17 protein-coding genes are annotated in these 21,118 nt (G+C 39.3%); 5 read left to right on the top strand and 12 right to left on the bottom strand.

Annotated elements, in window-relative coordinates:
- Positions 1–122 precede the first annotated feature (122 nt).
- Complete coding sequence (locus tag ACX9YW_RS15345; protein ID WP_460347917.1) at positions 123–1,334, bottom strand: MFS transporter; 1,212 nt, start codon at positions 1,332–1,334, stop codon at positions 123–125.
- A 271-nt stretch (positions 1,335–1,605) separates the two neighbouring features.
- Here ACX9YW_RS15345 and ACX9YW_RS15350 point away from each other — a divergent pair, with 271 nt between their 5' ends.
- The 4 genes from ACX9YW_RS15350 to ACX9YW_RS15365 all read left to right on the top strand — a co-directional run bounded on the left by ACX9YW_RS15350 (position 1,606) and on the right by ACX9YW_RS15365 (position 6,108).
- Positions 1,606–2,826: an MFS transporter gene (locus tag ACX9YW_RS15350; RefSeq protein WP_460347919.1), complete on the top strand. Its 1,221-nt coding sequence runs from the start codon at positions 1,606–1,608 to the stop codon at positions 2,824–2,826.
- Complete coding sequence (locus tag ACX9YW_RS15355) at positions 2,820–3,782, top strand: D-2-hydroxyacid dehydrogenase (RefSeq protein ID WP_460347955.1); 963 nt, start codon at positions 2,820–2,822, stop codon at positions 3,780–3,782. The genes ACX9YW_RS15350 and ACX9YW_RS15355 overlap by 7 nt, the downstream gene beginning before the upstream one ends.
- 219 nt (positions 3,783–4,001) lie before the next feature.
- The gene (locus tag ACX9YW_RS15360) at positions 4,002–4,544 is read left to right on the top strand and encodes a sigma-70 family RNA polymerase sigma factor (RefSeq protein ID WP_460347921.1); all 543 of its coding nucleotides are present in this window, start codon (positions 4,002–4,004) and stop codon (positions 4,542–4,544) included.
- Positions 4,537–6,108 carry a hypothetical protein gene (locus ACX9YW_RS15365; protein WP_460347923.1) on the top strand — a complete coding sequence of 524 codons (1,572 nt, stop codon included), beginning with the start codon at positions 4,537–4,539 and terminating at the stop codon, positions 6,106–6,108. Before ACX9YW_RS15360 ends, ACX9YW_RS15365 begins: the two co-directional genes overlap by 8 nt.
- Before the next feature lie 55 nt (positions 6,109–6,163).
- Here ACX9YW_RS15365 and ACX9YW_RS15370 read toward each other — a convergent pair whose 3' ends face one another.
- Entirely contained in the window at positions 6,164–7,465 is a 1,302-nt protein-coding gene (locus tag ACX9YW_RS15370; RefSeq protein ID WP_460347925.1) for an MFS transporter, read from the bottom strand.
- 121 nt (positions 7,466–7,586) lie between these two features.
- Here ACX9YW_RS15370 and ACX9YW_RS15375 point away from each other — a divergent pair, with 121 nt between their 5' ends.
- The gene (locus tag ACX9YW_RS15375) at positions 7,587–8,822 is read left to right on the top strand and encodes a helix-turn-helix domain-containing protein (RefSeq protein ID WP_460347927.1); all 1,236 of its coding nucleotides are present in this window, start codon (positions 7,587–7,589) and stop codon (positions 8,820–8,822) included.
- A gap of 68 nt (positions 8,823–8,890) precedes the next feature.
- Here ACX9YW_RS15375 and ACX9YW_RS15380 read toward each other — a convergent pair whose 3' ends face one another.
- From ACX9YW_RS15380 to ACX9YW_RS15425, 10 genes are all read right to left on the bottom strand, one after another.
- Complete coding sequence (locus ACX9YW_RS15380) at positions 8,891–9,646, bottom strand: class I SAM-dependent methyltransferase (RefSeq protein WP_460347929.1); 756 nt, start codon at positions 9,644–9,646, stop codon at positions 8,891–8,893.
- A 12-nt stretch (positions 9,647–9,658) separates the two neighbouring features.
- The gene (locus ACX9YW_RS15385; protein WP_460347931.1) at positions 9,659–11,212 is read right to left on the bottom strand and encodes a TolB-like translocation protein; all 1,554 of its coding nucleotides are present in this window, start codon (positions 11,210–11,212) and stop codon (positions 9,659–9,661) included.
- Positions 11,212–11,709, bottom strand: coding sequence for an RNA polymerase sigma factor (locus ACX9YW_RS15390; RefSeq protein ID WP_460347933.1), 498 nt, complete (start codon positions 11,707–11,709; stop codon positions 11,212–11,214). Before ACX9YW_RS15390 ends, ACX9YW_RS15385 begins: the two co-directional genes overlap by 1 nt.
- Positions 11,710–11,861: 152 nt before the next feature.
- Positions 11,862–12,956 carry a GerAB/ArcD/ProY family transporter gene (locus ACX9YW_RS15395; RefSeq protein ID WP_460347935.1) on the bottom strand — a complete coding sequence of 365 codons (1,095 nt, stop codon included), beginning with the start codon at positions 12,954–12,956 and terminating at the stop codon, positions 11,862–11,864.
- A gap of 9 nt (positions 12,957–12,965) precedes the next feature.
- Positions 12,966–14,045 (bottom strand): Ger(x)C family spore germination protein, encoded by a 1,080-nt coding sequence (locus ACX9YW_RS15400; RefSeq protein ID WP_460347937.1) that lies wholly within the window; start codon positions 14,043–14,045, stop codon positions 12,966–12,968.
- Positions 14,046–14,071: 26 nt separating this feature from the next.
- Positions 14,072–15,586 carry a spore germination protein gene (locus ACX9YW_RS15405; RefSeq protein WP_460347939.1) on the bottom strand — a complete coding sequence of 505 codons (1,515 nt, stop codon included), beginning with the start codon at positions 15,584–15,586 and terminating at the stop codon, positions 14,072–14,074.
- Between the two features lie 123 nt (positions 15,587–15,709).
- Positions 15,710–16,933, bottom strand: coding sequence for an MDR family MFS transporter (locus ACX9YW_RS15410; protein ID WP_460347941.1), 1,224 nt, complete (start codon positions 16,931–16,933; stop codon positions 15,710–15,712).
- A complete protein-coding gene (locus tag ACX9YW_RS15415; protein WP_460347943.1) occupies positions 16,930–17,730 on the bottom strand; it encodes a DUF8832 domain-containing protein in 801 nt (266 codons plus the stop codon). Before ACX9YW_RS15415 ends, ACX9YW_RS15410 begins: the two co-directional genes overlap by 4 nt.
- On the bottom strand, positions 17,723–20,209 hold the full coding sequence (locus ACX9YW_RS15420) for an FtsX-like permease family protein (RefSeq protein ID WP_460347945.1): 2,487 nt from the start codon (positions 20,207–20,209) through the stop codon (positions 17,723–17,725). Before ACX9YW_RS15420 ends, ACX9YW_RS15415 begins: the two co-directional genes overlap by 8 nt.
- Complete coding sequence (locus ACX9YW_RS15425; protein WP_460347947.1) at positions 20,181–20,900, bottom strand: ABC transporter ATP-binding protein; 720 nt, start codon at positions 20,898–20,900, stop codon at positions 20,181–20,183. Before ACX9YW_RS15425 ends, ACX9YW_RS15420 begins: the two co-directional genes overlap by 29 nt.
- Between the last annotated feature and the right edge of the window lie 218 nt (positions 20,901–21,118).

Below are 21,118 nucleotides of genomic sequence, written 5' to 3' on the forward strand. Positions count from 1 at the left end.
CCTAGTCTAAGCGTTTCTCAAGAATCAACTGTTTTATTTCTTATAACCTTCAATACTGGCTATGAAAAATCCTTTTTAGGCAAAAAAAAAAGAGATGGTATCCCCCATCTCTTTTTACCTATTTAATTTGGATTAACTCCTTTTCCAATTAACCTCTTCCTTAGAGAAAACACTGGTTGCAATATGACAATACCACCCAAAACGAAGGCTAACATTTGAAAACTTATATGGATGTTAAACCATTGAGCAAAGTATCCAAATAATAAACCTATCCCAATACTCAAACCGTTGTGAACAAAGGAGGATACAGAGCTAATGGTTACCCTTAATTCATCAGGCGCGTCATCCTGAAGGTAACCTGAGTATACAACCGTTATCGCTTCGAGCAGACCAATTGCAAGCATGAGGAACAAGACACCCCACCACCCGTCTACTGAGCCAAATAGGAAGATTGAAATACTCGGAACAAGAAATACCAAAAGATTTTGATAAGGATTTTTCATCATTTGTTTCAAACGTTCGGTTAAAAATCCCGAGAAGGCAGCGGTTACCATTATCCCTATACTAACTATCCCAAAATATTTGACGCTAATCCCCAAATCCGGATAGAGCAGCATGCTCATCTCATGAAGTTGTCCGTATAAAACGGCCCCAACGATTCCACTAATTAGGATGACATTCCTTAGGTGATGGTTTTTCCAAGTTAGATTTAGTCCTGCTTTCATGTGCATGAACAGGGAAGTAGCTTTGGTCTCTTTTAGGTTAAAAGGTCCTATATTTGGCTCGTGTAAACACAAAATGAAGATAATCGCGACTGGATAGCCAATTAGTGATAGCCAGTAGTTCATTTCATAGCCATATTGATCTGCGATATATCCACCAATTATGGCAACAGCCCCTGCCACCAAATATTTTACAAATTTTAATTGACCGGTTACCTTAACATAGTCTGATTCTTGGCTATCTTCCTTTAAGGTTTGGTACAAAATGGCTTCCATCGTTCCCGACCTTAAAGAACCACCCAATGCAGCAGCGAAATAGACGAGACTGAACATCGGAAAGCTGTAGGAAAAAATGCTGATGAAAAATTCAAACCAACAAAAGGCTAAACCTAGCGCCAATGTGTATTTCTTTTTCCAAAAGTCGGCAACCACACCGGCAGGAATTTCAAAAATGATGCTAAATACGGAATATAAAATTAATAGGTATTGCATGTCAAGCACCGAAAGATTCCTTGACTCAGCGAATACCCTTTCGATGACATAGGCGAAAATCAGTGATTGAAAAATGGTAATGATAAAAATTAACACAACATTATATTTAGACCTGCTCATTCGAGCTCCTCCTTTAAATGGACCTAGTTTTTTGAAAACTAGTCAAGCCTGGAGGAGGTCGCGGCCATCGAGATCAAGATCAACAGCTACCTTTGTTAAAAAACATTTGCCATTCGCTCCTTTTGCGTACTGTTATTAAATTCCATTATATGATAAGAAGAGAATTATTTTCCACTCATATGCAGCAGATGAAAATTACTATTTAAATAATCAGAAAATACCGTTATTATATATTTAGGGAAACGAAATTGTTTAGAGAGAAGTGTTTAAAATGGACCTAAGTGCTACAGCAAGAAGAAACTTGGTAGTTATGTGGTTTGCAAACTTTTTTATTTCGGGCAGCATGACGATGGTTTTGCCGTTTTTATCCCTTTATATTGAGACGTTTGGTGATTTTTCGGATAAGTATGTCCAGCAATGGTCAGGCTGGACATTTGGAATTACCTTTGTGACTGCGTTTCTGTTTTCGCCAATTTGGGGACGGATTGGCGATCGGATTGGCCGGAAGAAAATTCTTCTGTTTTCTTCAGTAGGAATGGGGCTTTCGATTTTTACGATGGGATTTGTCGATTCCGTTTGGCAGCTGTTTGTTTTGCGTTTGTTTATGGGAATCTTCTCGGGATTCATTTCGATTTCTCAAGCGTTTATCTCAACTCAAACACCAAAAGAAGTCGCTGGTCGTGTACTGGGCACCCTACAGACTGGAGGAATTACCGGTTCATTGGTTGGACCTTTGCTTGGTGGAGTATTGGCTGACACCATTGGCTATTCGACTACCTTTCAATGGACGTCGGTGTCGATTTTTTTAACGGCAGTTTTAGTATTTTTTACTCGAGAGTATAAGGTATCTGAAGGTAAAAAAGGTGGAAAAACCTCTTATTCTAGTAAAGAGGTGTTGGCACATATCGTGAAGCACCCGGTGTTACTTACTGTTTTGCTAATTTCGACAATCATTCAAATGGCGCATTTTAGTGTTCAACCGATTTTGTCGTTATATGTAAATGAAATTCATGGACATGAAAATTTAGCACTTTATTCGGGAATTGCTTTTTCGGCTGCCGGTCTTGGCAATCTCATGATGGCCCGACAATGGGGGAAAATGGCTGACCGAATAGGTTATATCAAAATTTTAATTTCTCTACTATTTATCGCTGCAATTATTTATTTGCCGGGCGGCTTTGTCACAAATATATGGCAATTGGTGTTGATCCGATTCTTGTTGGGGATTGCGATTGGCGGGATCATTCCGGTTCGGGTCGCTTATATTCGCCAAGAGGCACCAATCTCCATGCAAGGTGAGGTTCTCGGCTATAACACGAGTCTACGCTTTTTAGGAAATTTGATTGGACCAATGATGGGTGGTATGGTTTCCGGTTCCTTCGGATTCACTGCCGTGTTTATGATTACTAGTGTATTATTGTTGGTAAGCGGCCTTGTTTTGTTTATTTCGGAACAACGTCATCCACATTATAAATTGGAGGGAAGATCTTGAAAAAGAAGCTTGTCATTACACAAAATTTAGATTCAGTTTACTATGATCAATTGAAGGAAATTGTCCCAGATTGGGAGATTTATATTGGAAAGGACGCAACGGTTTGGGGCGAGCATTTGAATGATGCCGAAATCGTTGCGGGCTGGAAGAAGGAAGTTGGTGAACAGTGCTTCGAAGATGAATCGCGGTTGAAATGGCTGCAGTCTTGGAGCGCAGGGGTTAATAGCATGCCGCTACGTGAGTTGGAGGCTAGAGGTGTTTCACTTACAAGCGCTAGCGGTGTTCATGCTTTTCCTATCTCGGAAACCATTTTTGGGCTGATGTTAGCGTTAACCCGGAAAATCCATACATATGTAAAAAATCAGCAATCAAAGACCTGGCATCATGCCCATATGAATCTAGAAATACATGGAAAAACGATTGGGATCATTGGCGTTGGAGCAATTGGTAAAGAAACGGCGAAGATTGCCAAGGCGTTTGGCATGAGGGTGATTGGAGTACGGCACTCTGGCTTGCCGGAAGAATATGTTGATGAAATGTACAAGCCTAGTGATTTGAATGATGTGTTGCCTGTTTGTGATTATGTGGTGATTACGCTACCGCTTACAGAGGAAACCCGCGGGTTACTAGGTGCTGAGCAATTTAAGTTGATGAAATCATCAGCGTTTTTGATTAATATCGGCCGGGGGGAAATTGTAGATGAAGTAGCGCTTGTGAATGCACTTGCGACCGCTGAAATTGCTGGTGCCGGCTTGGATGTATTTGTAGTTGAACCATTGCCTGCGGAAAATCGATTATGGAAATTAGATAATGTGATTATCACTCCACATACCGCAGGATCTACCGAGCATTATAACAAACGGGTAATGGAGGATATTTTTATTCCGAATTTACGAGAATATGTGAATCGTGGCGTGCCATTGATTAATTTGGTGGATTATCGGAAGGGGTATTAGAGGATTTGGGCTTGATGAGGGTATCATCGGGCTTTTGAAGGACAAATTGACGTATGTTTTATCTTGTTTTGTCTCAGAGACCTCTCTGAGACATTTTTTATCCAATTTACACCTCTTTACCTCAGAACTACCTTTCCCAACAAACACCAACATTTATAATAAAATAAATTTGCAACCATCGGCGTTCTGCTCCGTCTATAGATTGAAAGGGTGTGGCAGATGTTAAGTGAGGAAATCGAAATCAATCAATTAAATAATGAAGATACGATTGAGTGGCTGATGAATGAGTATGGAAGAAGCGTGGTGCGGTTGGCGTTTACTTTTCTAAAAAAAGAGCAGTTGGCCGAGGATGTTGCACAGGAAGTGTTTATGAAGTGTTATGAGAAGCTGGACACATTTCGTCATGAATCTTCCTACAAAACGTGGGTGTATCGGATTACCGTTAATTTGTGCAAAGACCGTTTGCGGAGCTGGAGTTTTCGGAACCTCGTGTTGACGGAAATTTTTTCAAAGAACAGCATTTACCAAAAAACGCCCGAAACCGAATTAATGAACTTGGAACAAAAGGAGGAGCTTTCTAAAAAAGTGCTAGCGCTCCCTATAAAATATCGTGAAGTGATTATTTTGTATTATTACGAGGAACTTCCGTATAGCCAAATGGCTGAGTTGTTGGATTTAAGCATTCCCACGATCAAATCAAGACTGCATCGGGCACGCATTTTACTAAAAAGAATGATTGAAGGAGGCCGAAACGATGGATGATCGCTTAAATCAACTAAAGGAGAGTATGGATGACACAGTTCTAAAAAATCTCGACTTCCGCGCTAAAAATAAAGCTGAGGTGAGGATGTCCATCCATCGACCTAAAAAATCAAATCGATTTACCATGTTAATACCTAGAATGCTAAGTATTGGGTTTACTAGTTTGTTATTGTTTGGGATAGGTTATTTTGCCTTAGAAAATTCAGGTCTTCTTTCTCAAGAAGAAACGCAACAGCCAAACATGGCTGACCAGAAAGAACCTAATTTAAGCACTAAAAACGACAGGGTTTATACTCCGCCTAGTCAAGCAGAAAACCAACTTGAAATGACCAAGGAGGAGGTTTTGAACCTACTCTTAAATTCGGTGGATTACTTCGAAACAGTTTCGGGAAAGTTTGAAACGTATGATGTTTATTATGATCGCTCAACAAGTGGATCAATTATTGAATACACCATTAGTAATAAAGGTATCATTGGTGGTTATGAAAAACTGACTAGCATCCCTGATGAAAAGGTGCCAGGTGCAAAGGCTCAATCCCTCGAAATGTTTTATAATGACCAGGTTGTTTGGCGATTAGAAAACAATACAAAATCCTTTACAGCGATGGAATATGAATCAGAAACAAAACGAGGGCAAGTCAAACCAAATGATGTGTTCTCCATTCGTATTAGTAAAATTTATGATTCACCTAATCACTTTAGGGAAAGACCTCCGGTTGGGAGTGCACATTCTTCGTTATTTCCTTATGAGTTTACGGCTAAATACTTACGATTTACCGATGATTGGATAATTGAAAATCAAAATGAAGAATTGCTTGGCCATAATACAGTAGTTTTATCAGGTAGCATCGATAAAAGCCTCGTTAATATGATGCAACCGGAGGAACAACACTTCCGTCTTTGGATTGATAAAGATACCGGTATTTTGCTAAAGAAAGAGGTTTATAAAGCAGATGGTGAAATAGTCAGCTACTTACATCCGGAACGTTTAGAGGTCAATATTCCGGTTGATTCCACCCTATTCATTCCTGACTTAGCCGATTATCAGGAAAGAATAATAGAAGGACCTTCGTACGAGGACCCGCGTGAAGCAGAGATTGAAGTAGTCGAGCATGCTGATCTTGTCAAAGATGCTGTTGAAGAAGTCGTAACAATTTTACGCGACCAGGTTCCATTCCTATACGAATTTTCTCACACAGATTTGCAGCCATATTCTGCGAGTTTGGAAAAGTATCATGAATTCACTCAAGCATATTTAACTTATAGCTTTAAAAAACCGCCACAAGAACGAGGTTCCGGCTCACAATTGTTGTATGTAAGAATGTATCATAAAGATTCCGTAGTCCGATCCTTTACCGATTTTGATACGGAAAAAGGCGAAGAACTCGGCAATTTCACTGTAAATGGCATCAATTGGAAAGCATTTGAAATCAAAAGCAATCCAAATACCCATTTTATCGGAACTCATGGGGACTATATATATGAAGTGGTCACCCAGGAAGTATCATTTGATGAGGCTAAAAACTTATTAAACTCTTTTAACAGGAGTACAACGAGACCATAATTCCAATAGGAAAAGGTGATGTCTAAGGGGACATCACCTTTTCTCTTCCGGAATTTTAAATCTGATTACTCCCAACAACCATAGAACCCTTGGTAGTTTCTATCTCCGGATGGACCCTTCGAATTACCGTTGGTCTTAATAAGAACAGAACGACACTAACTAGAAGTCCCGCCGATAGGAGTAATATCCACTCACCTGGGAATATATCATAAAGAAAGCCATAAAGGACCATTCCGATTGGCATCAGAGCCATTGCCATTGTTTCTAATAAGGAAAACACGCGACCTTTATATTCATCTGCAATTGTCTTTTGGAGCATAACCTGTAAAGGAGTATTGATGACGATAACCATTGACCCGAAACAAAACATCAGAATCATATAGTAGATAAATATTTGCCAATAGTTAAGCGAAATAAGTAATGGCAGTGAAATACACCCCATAATGATACCGAACATAACGATTCCCCGTTTAGACACTAAGAGCGGGAAGCGCACTTCTTTTCTTATCGAAAATAAAATTGACATTAATAACATCCCTGCTGAAAAGGCTCCCTGCGTGAATCCAAAATGCTGCGACTTTATTTTCATTTGATCAATCAGAATGTACGAATAACCAACCTCAAACGCTCCCATTAAAAAGTTAATAAGTAAAGCGACCCACATCATAGCTAGGATGATTGGCTGTAATTTTAAATATTGAAGGCCAGCCTTAATACTATGCAACATCGTTTCTTTTGACTCACCTTCTACCGTTTCTTTCTGCTTGCTAAATAGTTTGAAATTCATCGTTGATTCCAACAGAATTGCTATGCTCGAAGCGGTTATATAGAGGATGAGAAATACCGGTATTGAAACGGCACCATATAACACCCCTCCTACCGCAGGACTTCCAATCGCTGCAAACGAAACGGACATTTGATTTAACGACATCGCCTTTTGAATTCGCTCCTTATCAATCAATCCCGTTATCGAAGACGAGAAGGCTATCCCTGAAAAACTTGAAGCAATCGCTAAAATACTAGTGGTTGTATATATCGCAACAAGTGACAACCCCGATACAAGGGTAACAATTAAAAGCCCGCATATTGCTAAAGTTGTTACGATTTGAGCAGAAATAACAATCGCTTTTCTTGAGTATTTGTCTGTAATTGCCCCGGCAAATGGTGCAATAAGAGTTCGCGGTAATATATTGCAAATAAGATTCATGGCAAAACTTGTAGCCGACCCTGTTAATTGCAATATATAAAAACTAATCGCAAACGCATACACCTGTGCACCAAATGTGGAAATCATTTTACTAATGGTAAACGTAAATAGGTGGTAGGTTGCCTTTTTTAATTTCAATTCATCACTCATCGAATATCACACCTTCAAAAGTTTAATTTGATTAAACAAATCATAACACATCCTCCTCTTTCTTTTCAAGAGAAAGTTTAATATAATTAAACTAAATAATAAAATGGAGGGCTCATGGACTATGCTAGGAGAACGAATACGAAAAATTAGAAAACAGAAAAAGATGACACTTGAGACCCTAGCTGGAAAAGAATTGACCAAAGGGATGCTCAGTCTAATCGAAAATAATAAAGCGAAACCGTCAATGGAGAGCCTATCCTATATAGCCGAACAGCTTGAGGTTGATGTTACGGAACTATTGGGTGTTATCGATTCGCAGGAGCTTAGGGATTTGCTTGAACAGGCGGAGAAACTTTATCATGCGGAAAGACTTTATCGTCAAGAAAAGGGTGGGAGTTCAGAAAGAAATCAGCAAATCATCACATTGATTGAACCATATGTCGAACATTTAACTCAGGGTTACGAGGCGGCACGTCTTTTAGAGATATACGGTTATTCCCTTTACTTTGAAAAAAGTCCGGAATGGCGTAGTTATATTGACCGTGCCGCTAATATGTATGATCAGATGAATATTACCTCGAAACGTGCAAAAATTGGGATATTTCGATCGACAAATGAATTTTCCGATGGGGATTATGCAAGGTCATTAGTGAATTTTTTAGCAGAACGAAAGGAAATTGAGACTCATCACGCGTACATTGATCCAATGACGAGGCTAGACCTTGATTATAACGAGGCGGTAGCCCATTTTGCTGTCGGAAATTCCGAATTGGCCTCTCAAGTGATGGAAAGGGCTTTTCAATTTTCAAAGAAGGAAAAAATTTTTTATCGAATTGATGATTTATATCGCCTTGCTGCAGCCCATGCCGTGATGTCCAATCATGAACGTCAAACGGAATATTATATTAGAAAATTACAACAGTACGGAGAATTTGCCGAATATAGACCAGCCATCATCTTTTGCAGATTATTATCGACCATGTTGCTCATTTCTGTAAAACGTGAATATTCCAAAGCCATAGAGGAAATCAATGATTTTTTTAGTGAACCCGATAAAATGGATGGGTTCGAGCCGTGGTTTTATTTAGAGAAAGGGAAAGCCCTCTATTATTTGGGTCACTACGGAGAGGCCCTTGAGACCTTTGATATGGTAGAGATTCCTGTTCTCTACCATCCATACGATCTGTCGATTTTTTTCGTTATGTTTGCCTATAAGGCTCTTGTCTTCCATAAACTTGGGAAATGTGACGAAGCCCGGGAATGGGCCACTAAGGCTGTTGAGAAATTTGCCCCCCTTCCAGAAACATCTTTTAAAATATTCAGCTTGGATGCTTACCGTGAAATGATGAAAGGTTAATTTTATTTAGACTAGCACATAATTTCAAAATTGGCGTAGAGAAGCCTTCTCCACGCCAATTTTTATGACTATCTTTTCCTCAAAACATAGATCATTTGTTGGCTTTCTTCTGTTAATGGGTTTTCCTGCCAATCCCGGTATACATGTAAGATTTCGAAACCAGTTTCGTGCAGCAGTCTTTCCATTTCCTTCGGGAACACATAGCGAAGTCGGATATTCGTTCGATTCTCGTCCACCATACTGCCCTTTTCATCAAAAAATTTTCGAATCGTTTCATAGTGTTGGATTTGCGTTAGGGCATCATAGCGGCTAATTGTATAGAGATCGACTTTCAGCCTGTCCTTCGAATAAGATTTCCAATATTCTTCTATGCTCGGCTGCAGCAATTCTTCTAAACTTGGAAAACGAGTGCCAAAGATAAAAATGCCTCCGTCTGTTAATTGTCTATTCACGGAAGTCAATAGTCCATTTTGATCCTCATTACTGAGAAAATGCTGAAAAGAGTTGCCAACCATATAAATAAGGGAACTTTTAACACTTAATTGAAGATTGCTACAGTCCTGTTCCACCCATTCGATGGGCAGACCGGCTTGACTAGACTTCTGACGTGCATGATTTAGCATTCCTTGATGAACATCCACTCCAATTAATGGATGCCCTGCTTTTGCAAGCGGTATCGTTACCCTACCGGTTCCACAGGCTAAGTCGATAATGGGTCCCTCCACTTTTGCAGCCCATTTTAATAAAAAGGGAATGTCATCCGTAAACGGATTGTTCTCCTCATCATAAGCAATGGGATCTTCGTATTCTTCAAAATTAGTCATTCTGCCTTCCTCCTATAGATGGCTTAGGCGCATTTTTTGTGTATCAAATTGATATAACATGGATTGCATGTCATCCAACTTCTGGATGAATAGAGTAGATCCATTCCAGAATGAGGTATGCGCACCGTCAACCTTCTCTATTTGCTTTACATTTTTCAAATCAAAGATGATAACACTTGGGGAACTTTCTCCCATTTGACTATCGACAGCCACATATTGTCCGGTTGAATCTATCGATAGTTGGTAAATGGCAACACCCTCTGTTTGGCTATTCATTTTTGAAAGCATGCTGAACGTTTCTGATTTGCGATCGAATACTAAGAGGGATACACTTGGATGTTTTCCAACTAATTCATATTCCTGCAAAGTAAAGATGATATTTTTTCCATCTGGGTCTTCAATTGCAGAGCCAATACGGGTATTCTTTTCAGTTATATATTCTTTTGGGATATCATTGATTGTCATAAGGGTTTCCAGCTTACTTCCCTCGAACAGTTGAATCTCATTTCGTTCATTACCGATAAGTTCTCTCTTCGATAGTTCTCTTACTTCTCGAATGATATAAAGACCATCCTTTTGGAATAAATCAAATTGATACGTCGTTATTCCGTAATACGGATTTGCCGTAGTCGTTCGGTAGACATTTGCTTTAACCACAGCTGAATCTCCATTTTCGGTTGTTGATAAAATTTGATAACCGGATTGGTGAGGACTCGAGTAGGTGAGAAAATCAGGAGGATTTTCCATCATGCTTTTCGCATAGTCATCGTCCCGATTGACTAAAGCTTGCAGATACCCTTCGATCGTATCGACTGCCGATACACTCTCATCGCTTAATGAGATTTTCATGATCCTTGACGGCTGCTCTTCTTCCCCTTTCAAAACAAAAATTTCATTTTTCTCGGAATGCCAAATCGGTGTCTTGTATTGATATAATCCCTTGTTAGTGTGTATTCTTCCTACTGGATTGGTCGTGATTTGCTTTTTCGTTTTGCCATTTAGGTCGGCAATCCAAACGTTTTCAAACTGGCCTTGTTTTTTTACATATGCAACATAAGAGCCATGATAAGAAATGGAAGGCTCCTTCCCCTCATCAATTTTCTTCTCTTTACCACTCTTTAAATCCTTTACGATAATCTGCCCATCCCGTTCGAAAACGGATTCATTCTCATGGATGGTATTTGGTGAAAAATCGATCTTCTTGGCTACTTCTTCGCTCACAGGTTGGAAACCTTGATTGTTGTAACGATAGATTCCTTTGTTTTTTATCGAAACGTATAGATCACCTTTATGATGCGTGTAAGCAGTAAACTCGCCACTACCGATATCAAAGAAGGAAATGGCATTCGTAATATTCAATGAACTAGCACTTACCTGGTTCGGTTGGAAATTGCTTAGAAATAGACCGATGAATACCGCTGCGGCAAGCAAGCCGCTTATCCATGCATTTTTCTTTATCTTCTGCTTTCGGGAATAATAGTTTCGCAGTTTCTGCTTTAATGCTTGATCAATGTAGATATGGTTACGTAATTCTTGTAGCGATCTTTCCACTTTTTCCTGTTCCATTACGTTTCCCCCAGACATTTTTTTACTAAAATACCGACCTTTTTTGTAATCCGACTTGATTTAACGCGCAGAAAATCTTCGGTTTTTTTTAAAACCGCAGCCATCTCTTTAAATTTCAGATCAGCAAAATATCGTAAATTGGTAACCTCTAAATCTTCTGCTGACAAATGGGCTAAGCTCTTTTTCAAGCAATCTAGTTCACTAGATTGCTCAAATGGGTCTTCAAAGGGGAGGGGTGGAAAATACACGTCTAGATCCTCTCCAATCGAGAGGTTTTTCTTTTTTCGGTAGTAATCTATCACTGAATTCCTAGCAATGGTAAACAGCCAGGCCTTTGGATTTGAAACATCTTTTAGCGCTTGTTGCTTTTCGTAGGCCTTGCGGAAGGTATCACTGACGATATCCTCTGCATCCCACTTGTTGCTTGTTTTTACATACACATACCGGTACACATCATCAAAAAATTGATCATAAAGCTCTATAAACGAAATATTCACTGTAAACCTCCTCCCACTTTAAGAAACGATACAAATCAAAAAACGTAACAGCTATTTTCAGGAAATTTTTTCTCTTTTTATGATAACCCGAAATATGGCGAAGGGACAGGAATATTATCCCAAAAAACTTCAAAAATATCCCTATCACCAAATTAAGATTTCCTAAAAGCACGCTTCATCAAGCTGATAAGAAAGAGCAAGGGAATATAGCCAAACAGTAGAGAAATTCCTAAATATGGAGTCAGAATTTTAATGACCATACCAAAGGAAATATCCTCCAAAAGAATGTTAAAACAAAAGATTAGAGCAAGGATTCCGATTAATGATTTTGTTGGGGTGAAGTTAAAATTCACTTTCAAAATTCTTGTGGCTGACCATAAGTAAATGCAAGCACTCGAAGTAATCACGATGAGATAAACGAAAATAAAGATGAATTCAAAACTTTCCATGAACGAAAAGGAAACAATTTTGATCATCGTTAAAGTTGGCCATAAAAAATGGTTTAGTTTTCCCTGTGTGTAATATAGAAATGTAAAAATCGCCAACACAACATAAATGAAAACGGATGCAAGATGTCCAAAATGAGCCCACTTTAGTGATTTTTGGCCATTTTTGATAAACGGTAAGTAGATGAATAAACACTCTAAACCTACAAAGACATAGACACTTTCTCTAGCAGAAACGAGGTAATCCTTCCAGCCATGATTGAAAAACGGCATGATATTTCGCAGTTCTAGATATGGAAACAAGGCTGTAAAGAATATTAACAGAAAGACTGGAATCACTACTCCCCAAAACGCCAAACCAGTGACAACTCGAAAGCCTCCAGATACGATATAGTAGCACACAACACAAAATGCCAAGGTAATTTCCCAAAGTGGAACCCGATCAAATGCTAAAGTTTGAAGTAAATCGATATAAATATATAAAGTCGAGAAACCTATAAAGGAAAAATAAAGGACCAAAAGAATATTTAGAAGGCTGCCAACATATTTTCCAAAAAGGTCTGTATGAAAGGAAATGAGGTCACCTTGACTTGATGATCTTACAACAAAGAAGATCATCCACAAAATCACAAATAACACAAGACCAACGCCAAGAACCGATAGCCAGGCATCTTGCTCTGCTCCCTTTATAATGCGCGTTTGAAAATTTAGCAATCCAACTCCAATTTGGGAACCATTAACAAGAAAAAATAAAAAGAACGGTGAAACCATTGAACTTTCTTTTACTGGGGCTTTTTGCAAAACGATCACCTATTTTCTTAATCCGGATTGAATAATCTTTACATCAGTTTTCACTTTCACCTTTAGTTGGTCATACGATTGCTCGTAAAATACTTTTTCGTTCCAGTTGCGTGAATGGGCTCTAATGATATCACCCAATCCTAGTGGATCAACCTTGTTTTTTTGAAATAGTTTAATAAGCTCCGTTATTTCTTTATTTAGATTCTTTTCAATGGCTCGCTTTATTAACGCTATGTCTGCTTCGCTTTGTAAGTGAATCCAGGTTGGGAACTCCATGATTCGGGTGGAGATTTTTAGATGTAGTGTAAGTTCAGGTTGATCACCCAGTTTGCTGACTTTCCATTTTGACTTGTTTTTCAGATTGCGATGAACAAAATGACCTTTTTTCGATTGTTTTTGGATAGGCACTTCAGCAAATCCTTGATGGCTATAGGTGTCCATTAATCCAAACAAGTATGCTTGCTTATTATTGAGGGATAGCTTAAATTGATCATCTTTCCAAATGGCTAAGCCATTTATCTTTACTTTTTTTTCTGTCCCAAGTCCTAAAATTGGAGTGTAAGGGTCCCTTCCTTTTCCATAGTAGTCATTTAAAAAAATATGAGAATTCGTTTTTGGCATAAAGAACTGTTCATAGTTTTGAGTAACCGTATCGGCAATGCTAAGGGTCTTATCTTTTTTAACTGCATCCATAAAATCTCTTGCCGATGGTATACCAACAACTATCTGAACATTTGTACCAACGAGCGGGTTATTCACAAGCGGGTTAATTACTTCCTTTACCCCTTTTTTGGCTAGTTCTTCACCAAAGACAATGACAAGCGTTTTTGAGAGCTCAATTTGATTTTTCGTTTGCTCATTTGTTTTTTGAAAAATCGTACTCGATGTATCTCCTGACACTTTTCGAACTTCAAGACTTTCCGAGTTTTTACTTTTGGTAAAGTCAGGATAGAGAAGGGTTCCAACTAATTCCCCTTCCTCATTTTTGTCGTAACCTATCACATGAATAATACTAATTTGATCAATAATTTTTGTTCGTGTGCAGCCAATCAGTAAAATCATGCACATGCAACATACAATTAATCTCATGTTAAGTGCCCCTTAGGATCATTTTTTCATTCTGTATCGAGGTTTTTTTCACGATCTTGATGTTGTTGGGAGGAATATTTTTTTATCCCCAATGTTCTTAAAAACGATGGGCGAATATTCTTCACCGCATAGGAAGGACGAATAAACGTATCTGACAAGCCATGTTTTCTCAAGGGATACAACGGGACCATATAAGGAGCTCCTAAAGACTTCAGTCTCATTAGATGTCCTAATAATAAAATAACGCCAATCGCTAATCCAAAACCTCCCCAAATTGCTGCCAATAGGATGAACAGAAAGCGTAGCATCCTTACCGTAATGGACATTTTGTAAATAGGAGTGGTAAACGATGCAAGGGCAGAAAGAGCGACAATGATTAATAAAATGTTACTTGTGAGCGCCGCATCAACCGTTGCTTGTCCAATAACGATTCCTCCAACAATCCCGAGTGTTTGCCCAATTTTGGTAGGCAGCCTTGAGCCCCCCTCTCTTAAAAGTTCAATCGTCAATTCCAGAAACAGTACCTCTATTACAGGAGGGAATGGTACATTGGCTCGTGAAAAAATGATTGGCCCTAATAAGTCATTCGGAATAATTTCATAATGATAAGTCAGAATAGCTACATATATTGAGGTGGCAAAGATCGAAAAGATAACCCCCATTATTCGAATTAGCCGGAAAAAGGAGCCTTGCATCCAGCTTAAATAATAATCCTCACCTGCTGAGAAAAAATTCATCAGATTAGCTGGGCCAAGAAGGACGTAAGGGGACCCCTCGGAAATAATCGCAAGGTTTCCCGTTAATAACGAGTCGACAACCCGATCGACTCTTTCTGTAGAAACAAGCATTGGAAATGGAGATGTTGAATTATCTGAGATATGTTCCTCTAACCGTGTATTATCCATTAAAACATCAATGTCAATCGATTGGATTCGTTGCCTGGCAGTTTTGACGTATTCGGGATTTGTCATACCATCCAAATAGGCAATGATAATACTTGTTACAGTTTCATTTCCTACTTTTATTTCTTCAAATAGCAAGTTAGTGCTGTTTAACTTTTGCCTTAGCAAATGTAAATTCACGCCTAAGTCCTCGACAAAGCCGACTTTAGGTCCAATCACACTAAATTCATTTTCGGTATCATTATTGGGGCGGCGCCCGAGATTAGAGTCAAGTAGTTTCACTAACAAACAGTCAGTGTCTGTTTCTTTAAATTGGATAACGGCATATCCCTTCGTTAATTTCACTTCGACTTCGGAAGCATCATTGGTAATCTGCTTTTTCTCGACGGGAATGACATTTTTTATATCCTTGATGTTTTGAATATGAGTACTATTTTCCTGGATTGGCGATATAACTAGCTGGTGAAGAAGCGCGGATTCAATCACCGTGGAGTAAAAACTGATTTTTATCGGCACATTTTCTAGCGGTGAAAAGCTAAAAAAGTCACTTGATTTCTTAGCTCGAGTGAAAACTTCTTGAATGTTTTTTCCGCCACTCGTTTGATTTTTCTCCGCCAATTTTGCTCTTTTTTTAAACATATAACCATCACCATTCTTCATATTAACTTGAAGGCTAAGCTATAGTATTGTTCATTGGAAATAAAAGTATGTATAAAAAAAGAGTTGAAAATTTCCGTTAGAAAATCCCCAACTCTTGTTAAATTATGAAATGGACAAAGGCAAGGAATGATTTTTCATTTGATGAACCTTTCGTCCCCAAGCATAAAAGAAAAGACTGGCCACAGAAAACAAACCCATCGTCAAAAACATGACTTCTCCTCCAAACGAAACAAGCAAAATTCCCCCAAACCATGGACCGATAAAATTCCCGATTTCGCTGAATCCTTGCGCTCCATAATACATCCCCCTCATCTCGGATGTGGTAATTTCGTCAATTTGGGCATACTCCGATGGGATAATAAGAATTTCACCAAAAGTGAAGATAACCATCGAAAGGATAAAACCCGACCAACTATCGGAAAAAGCAAAGCCAATTTCCCCAACAGCAAATAGCAGGCTTCCCATGACAAGACGATGAAATAGACCGAACCGCTCTGACCATCTGGTGATAAAAACCTGAGTCGTGATGACAGTGATTCCGTTGATACTCATAAGATAGCCGAATAATTTAATGCCATCTGCAATGTTTTTTTCCAAATATTGTGAAAGTGTAGCTGACATTTCACCATGGACGGTTGTTAATAGTACGCTGCCAATGATAAACAACAATAATGCTTTATCTTTACGAAAAACTCCCCAAGCTTCTGAGATTCGGACTGGAGTTTCATTATTGGTTGTTTGCGTTTTGAGGCCTTTGACCATCATCGCCAACGTAAGAAAATAGATGAAATAGATGAGGGCACTTGCGATAAAAGCGATACTATTTCCTGCAACTCCAAATATCGTTCCGATAATGGGACCTATTGAAAAACCGATATTACCAGCTAAATAGCGATTTGAAAATACTCGGAATCGCCTTTCTTTTGGCGTTAAGTCAGCGATAAGGGCTTTGGAAACCGTTGTAAAAAACGAGCTAAACAAACCACGAATAATATTGATTAGCATTAGTAATATTGGAGTTTTAATGAAAAGAAATCCTATAAAAACAATAGACATAACGAGTAAACTAATCAACAGGAGTCTATTTCTACCTATAAAATCTGATAAGGTTCCGCCGACAAATCCACCTATCGTCGCAGTCAGTGCACCAGCGCCAACAATGACGCCAACGTTTATCGGATCGATATGATAGGTGGATAGTAGATAAATCGGCAAATAGACAAGACTCATGGCGTTCGTTAGGCTAATGAGAATCGTACCTAGCATCATCAGATGAATGAAGGGGTGATGGGCTTTCCAAGCGGTTATTAACCTGTCAAACATCATGGAACATTCACCACAAATGGTACAGTAAATACTTTGCCATCTTTTTGGAACTGTCCCCAAATTTTATAAATGCCATTCGTAGGAAACGTTGTTTCAAAAAGGGCATCTGGCCCGCTTCCCTGACCTTCGATAGCATGAACATGGAGGTAGCGTTCGGCATCCTCGGAAAAAACGACAACATGGCCAATTGATCCTAAGTATGGTTCAAGATTAGAAATGGGTTCACCAGTGGTTTCATCCTGCAAACTGAATTTGAGTGTCAGCTCTTGTCCCGCCTCAGGCTGCGGTTCAATATACAAAGTAATTTTTTTACCATCGACTCGTTTTTCAAGCGTACGATCAACCGTAACGGCCATTGGTTGCGCTTCTTCTTCACCTTCAACTGTAATCCAAGCCATTTTACTCATTGGGCTGCCCTTAGTTGGTTTGAAATCGGCGACCATTCGGTAGTCGCCACCGGTAGGGAAATCATTGGTGATTTCAAAAACCCCATCCCCTTTGTATTCCGGATGAACATGATTAAAATAGGATAAATCCTTGCTTACTATGATTAAATGTAGTAATTTTTCGTGATTAATTTCGAATTGATCGATCGGTTCATCTCCGTTGGTTATTTTTAGACGAACCAAGGTTTCGGAAGCTTGCCGGTCAGCAAGCTCCCATTCCACCTTGACGTCATCCTTATCAATCCGATCACTTACTTCGATCGTGGTCTCTTCTTCCTCCCAGGAGGTATTTGTTCCACAAGCGGTTAAAAACAACATCAGTGCGCTTAGTAGGAAAAATCGTTTATTCATATCGCAATGCCTCGTTTAATGGAGTTTTGGCTGCTCTTTTTGCTGGTGAGAAACTTGAAATTAAGCTGATTATGATGCCAAACAAAAAGATGATTGTCATAATAAGCGGTGAAACACCGAAATCAAATGTTAAGGAATTAATCTCGACAAAACCTGAAGTGATATAGATTAACAGTGTTCCAAACAAAAGACCGATAACCGTAGCTGAGAGACCAATACCGAAACCTTCAAGTAAGATCATTGAGATAATTTGCCCCCGTGTTACCCCCACCGCACGCATCATCGCAATTTCACGAATCCGCTCCATGATATTAATCAACAGTGTATTCGTTATGCCAATACCGGAGACGATGATACCGAGGACAACTAGCCCGTTTACAATGCTAAATGAGCCGGTAATGGTACCACCGATAACGCTCACCCAATCTTCTGGACCCCACATCTCCTCGACCCGTTCCCCAAATTGGTCGTAGATGTTTTCTCTTAGTTGCAGTGGACTTGTTTGATTATCCTTGATGACAAGGGCATTGCGTTCATATTTAACACCAAAGTTTTCTTTAAAATGCTCACTGCTCATGAAAGCACCGTAACCGCTGTTTTTCATCGTGTTTACAACTTTAACAACCTTGAAAGCTTTTTCGCCGGCTAGAGTATCTAATGTAATCGTTTCACCGATTTTCCCTCCCCAAACTCCGTAGGAAACTTCATCTAAAATAATTTCGTCATACGCTAATCCCTCAATCAATTTGCTATGTGAATTTTTTTGCCCAGTGAACAATGGGAAGCGGTCAATCCAATCTGAACCTACTCCATAGACCGGGAGCATTCGCTTTTCACCCTTTAATTTCCAAACGATTCCTTGTAAAGAATAGGTGGTGGCATCAGCGACACCTTCTGTTCGCTTGATGACATCTAAATCATCTTTTTCAATATGATGGAACATGATATCAAGATTACCACCATATGATTGATGAATTAGTTTTTCGTAAGTTTGTAATAAAGCCGAATTCAATGAACTCATTAACACGATCATCGCAATGCCTAAACATAGAATGACAGATGTCATGGAAGTACGGCTGATGTTGCGGTTAAGATTTCGAATCGCGACATCTCCTGAGAATCGAAATAAGAATCGGTACAATCCTTTTAAAATAAAGCTAAACAGTTTAAATAAATACGGGAATAGTAAAGCAATTCCAATCAAAAGCGGCAAGACAAGTGCCAAATGTTTGATGAAAAAACTTAGTCCAATCAGCAGGATGCCGATGATACCTAACCACTTATTTTTACTACTTGAATTTGTTTTATTTTCTTTTAAAATTTCAATGACACTAACCTTTCCAACCTGATGTAATGGATACCAAGAGGCAAGCAATGGAACAAGCATACCAGCAAGGACAGATACGGTTAATCCAGTTGTTACTATCATTGCACTGTTACTTAGTACACCAAATAGCATGAATATAAGGGTTTTTAGTCCGATTGCTAGCCCAAATCCTAGTAACAAGCCAATTACTGTTCCGATGATGGCCAGTAGTAAAACTTCAGCAAGAACCATGGCTTGTAATTGGTTTGGTGTATAGCCGATTGTTTTTAGCACGGCGAATTCATTTCTTCTTTCCTTTATGCTGACGTATAAAGAGTTAAAAATAATAAAGGCACTAAGCGCGATACCAAGGAATCCAGCGATATAAAGGGCTAAGAAGAATGTTTGTAAATCTTTATATTGGACATCAAAGTCGAGGACAACAGGCTGCAGGTAGATGCCAGAATTACTTTTTACCAAATGGTCCAACTCATGTTCTACCTCTTTCAGATTGTTAGGGTTTGATGCTTTAACCGAAATGCCTTGGATTTTACCTTTATGGTTGAACCAATCTTGGACTACTGGCAGTGGCAGAGCAACAGCCCAGTGGTGGTATTTGGCCATGTTCCAACTGGACGGTCCCATTAGGTCTTTCGTGTACTTAATGATTCCCGAGACTTTGACTTTTTTCACACCATTATCCGTATCAAAGGTAATCGTATCCCCAACCTTGGAGCCCCATACCTTAGCCGTTCGGTCAGTGATCACTGCTCCATCTGAGTTTAACTTGCCGTCGACGAGCTTGAAGCCTGTTACAGGCGTATCAAACTGGCTATAGCCGGTGATGACAACGCGTTTTTGGATAGAGGAAATCCCTTTTTCCTTTGTGACAAGTTTCGTATTTTCCTTCAAAATGGCAACCGATGTATAGTTACTGATATTGGCCATCTGCTGATGGATGTCTTCAGAAAAATAAGCTTTGGTTCCAGCGATATTGAAGTCCGCTTTGGCGAAGGCTTCCTTTAAATAGATAGGAAAGGCTTTTTCAGCGGTATCTACAGCCGCGATTACCCCAAAAGTTGAGGCAACCCCAATAATGATGGACATCATCGTTAAAAACGTCCGCATTTTGCGGCGCATTAAATTACGCCATGCGATTTGCCATTGTTTCATCCCGGTAGCCTCCTTTTATACGGCTTTCATTGACGATCAGGCCGTCTCTTACCACGATGATTCGGTCTGCTGTTTGAGCCGCCTGTTGATCGTGTGTAACCATCACTACGGTTATGTTTTCTTCTTTATTCAGTTTTGCTAGGAGCTTGAGTATGTCATTACCGTTTTTCTGGTCAAGGTTTCCGGTTGGCTCGTCAGCTAAAATGAGTTTTGGTTTCATTGCTAATGCTCTTGCAATGGCAACTCTTTGCTGTTGACCGCCACTTAATTGCGAGGGGAATTGGTTTTCTTTTCCCTGCAAGTTGACCTCTTCTAACAATTTTTGAACCGTTTGTTTAATGATTGCTTTTGATGCATTGTTAGCAGATAAGGCTAGGGCGATATTTTCGCCAACGGTCATCATCGGTAATAGCTGATAGTTTTGGAACACGAAACCTACTTTTGTGCGACGAAATAAGGTACGTTCCTTTTCATTTAATTGGCTTAACTGGACGTTATCAACTTGAATATTTCCAGATGTAGGGGTATCGAGTCCACCAAGCAGTTGAAGTAACGTGCTTTTTCCGGATCCGCTCGGACCCATGATTGCGACAAATTCGCCCTTTTTAATGTGGATGTCGTTATTTTTTAAGGCGTAAAAATCTCCTGACTCAAGCTTGTAAATTTTAGAAACATCTGAAACTGTAATCATCTCTTTACCTCCAATTGTGGTTTTGGTTTTCTTCATTTGTTCTACATTCACATTCTACTAAGTTAAGACCCTAACCAAACCGCATAGTTATAGGAGGACGCCGCATTGTTTCAGAGTACCACCACAAGATTTTGCGGTAGTCCCGAAAAGGAAATGGAAACACCCTTTAGCGCTTTAAAGCATGTGGGGACAGTCCCCACATGCTTTAAAGCGCTAAA

The organism is Pseudoneobacillus rhizolycopersici, assembly GCF_054786815.1.

Bases quoted from the DNA above. Each gene is read 5' to 3' on its own strand.
- ACX9YW_RS15370 (WP_460347925.1), bottom strand. From the start codon at position 7,465: ATGAGTGATGAATTGAAATTAAAAAAGGCAACCTACCACCTATTTACG.
- ACX9YW_RS15415 (WP_460347943.1), bottom strand. From the start codon at position 17,730: ATGAATAAACGATTTTTCCTACTAAGCGCACTGATGTTGTTTTTAACC.
- ACX9YW_RS15380 (WP_460347929.1), bottom strand. From the start codon at position 9,646: ATGACTAATTTTGAAGAATACGAAGATCCCATTGCTTATGATGAGGAG.
- ACX9YW_RS15420 (WP_460347945.1), bottom strand. From the start codon at position 20,209: ATGAAACAATGGCAAATCGCATGGCGTAATTTAATGCGCCGCAAAATG.
- ACX9YW_RS15410 (WP_460347941.1), bottom strand. From the start codon at position 16,933: ATGATGTTTGACAGGTTAATAACCGCTTGGAAAGCCCATCACCCCTTC.
- ACX9YW_RS15425 (WP_460347947.1), bottom strand. From the start codon at position 20,900: ATGATTACAGTTTCAGATGTTTCTAAAATTTACAAGCTTGAGTCAGGA.
- ACX9YW_RS15375 (WP_460347927.1), top strand. From the start codon at position 7,587: ATGCTAGGAGAACGAATACGAAAAATTAGAAAACAGAAAAAGATGACA.
- ACX9YW_RS15405 (WP_460347939.1), bottom strand. From the start codon at position 15,586: ATGTTTAAAAAAAGAGCAAAATTGGCGGAGAAAAATCAAACGAGTGGC.
- ACX9YW_RS15400 (WP_460347937.1), bottom strand. From the start codon at position 14,045: ATGAGATTAATTGTATGTTGCATGTGCATGATTTTACTGATTGGCTGC.
- ACX9YW_RS15345 (WP_460347917.1), bottom strand. From the start codon at position 1,334: ATGAGCAGGTCTAAATATAATGTTGTGTTAATTTTTATCATTACCATT.
- ACX9YW_RS15360 (WP_460347921.1), top strand. From the start codon at position 4,002: ATGTTAAGTGAGGAAATCGAAATCAATCAATTAAATAATGAAGATACG.
- ACX9YW_RS15350 (WP_460347919.1), top strand. From the start codon at position 1,606: ATGGACCTAAGTGCTACAGCAAGAAGAAACTTGGTAGTTATGTGGTTT.
- ACX9YW_RS15365 (WP_460347923.1), top strand. From the start codon at position 4,537: ATGGATGATCGCTTAAATCAACTAAAGGAGAGTATGGATGACACAGTT.
- ACX9YW_RS15385 (WP_460347931.1), bottom strand. From the start codon at position 11,212: ATGGAACAGGAAAAAGTGGAAAGATCGCTACAAGAATTACGTAACCAT.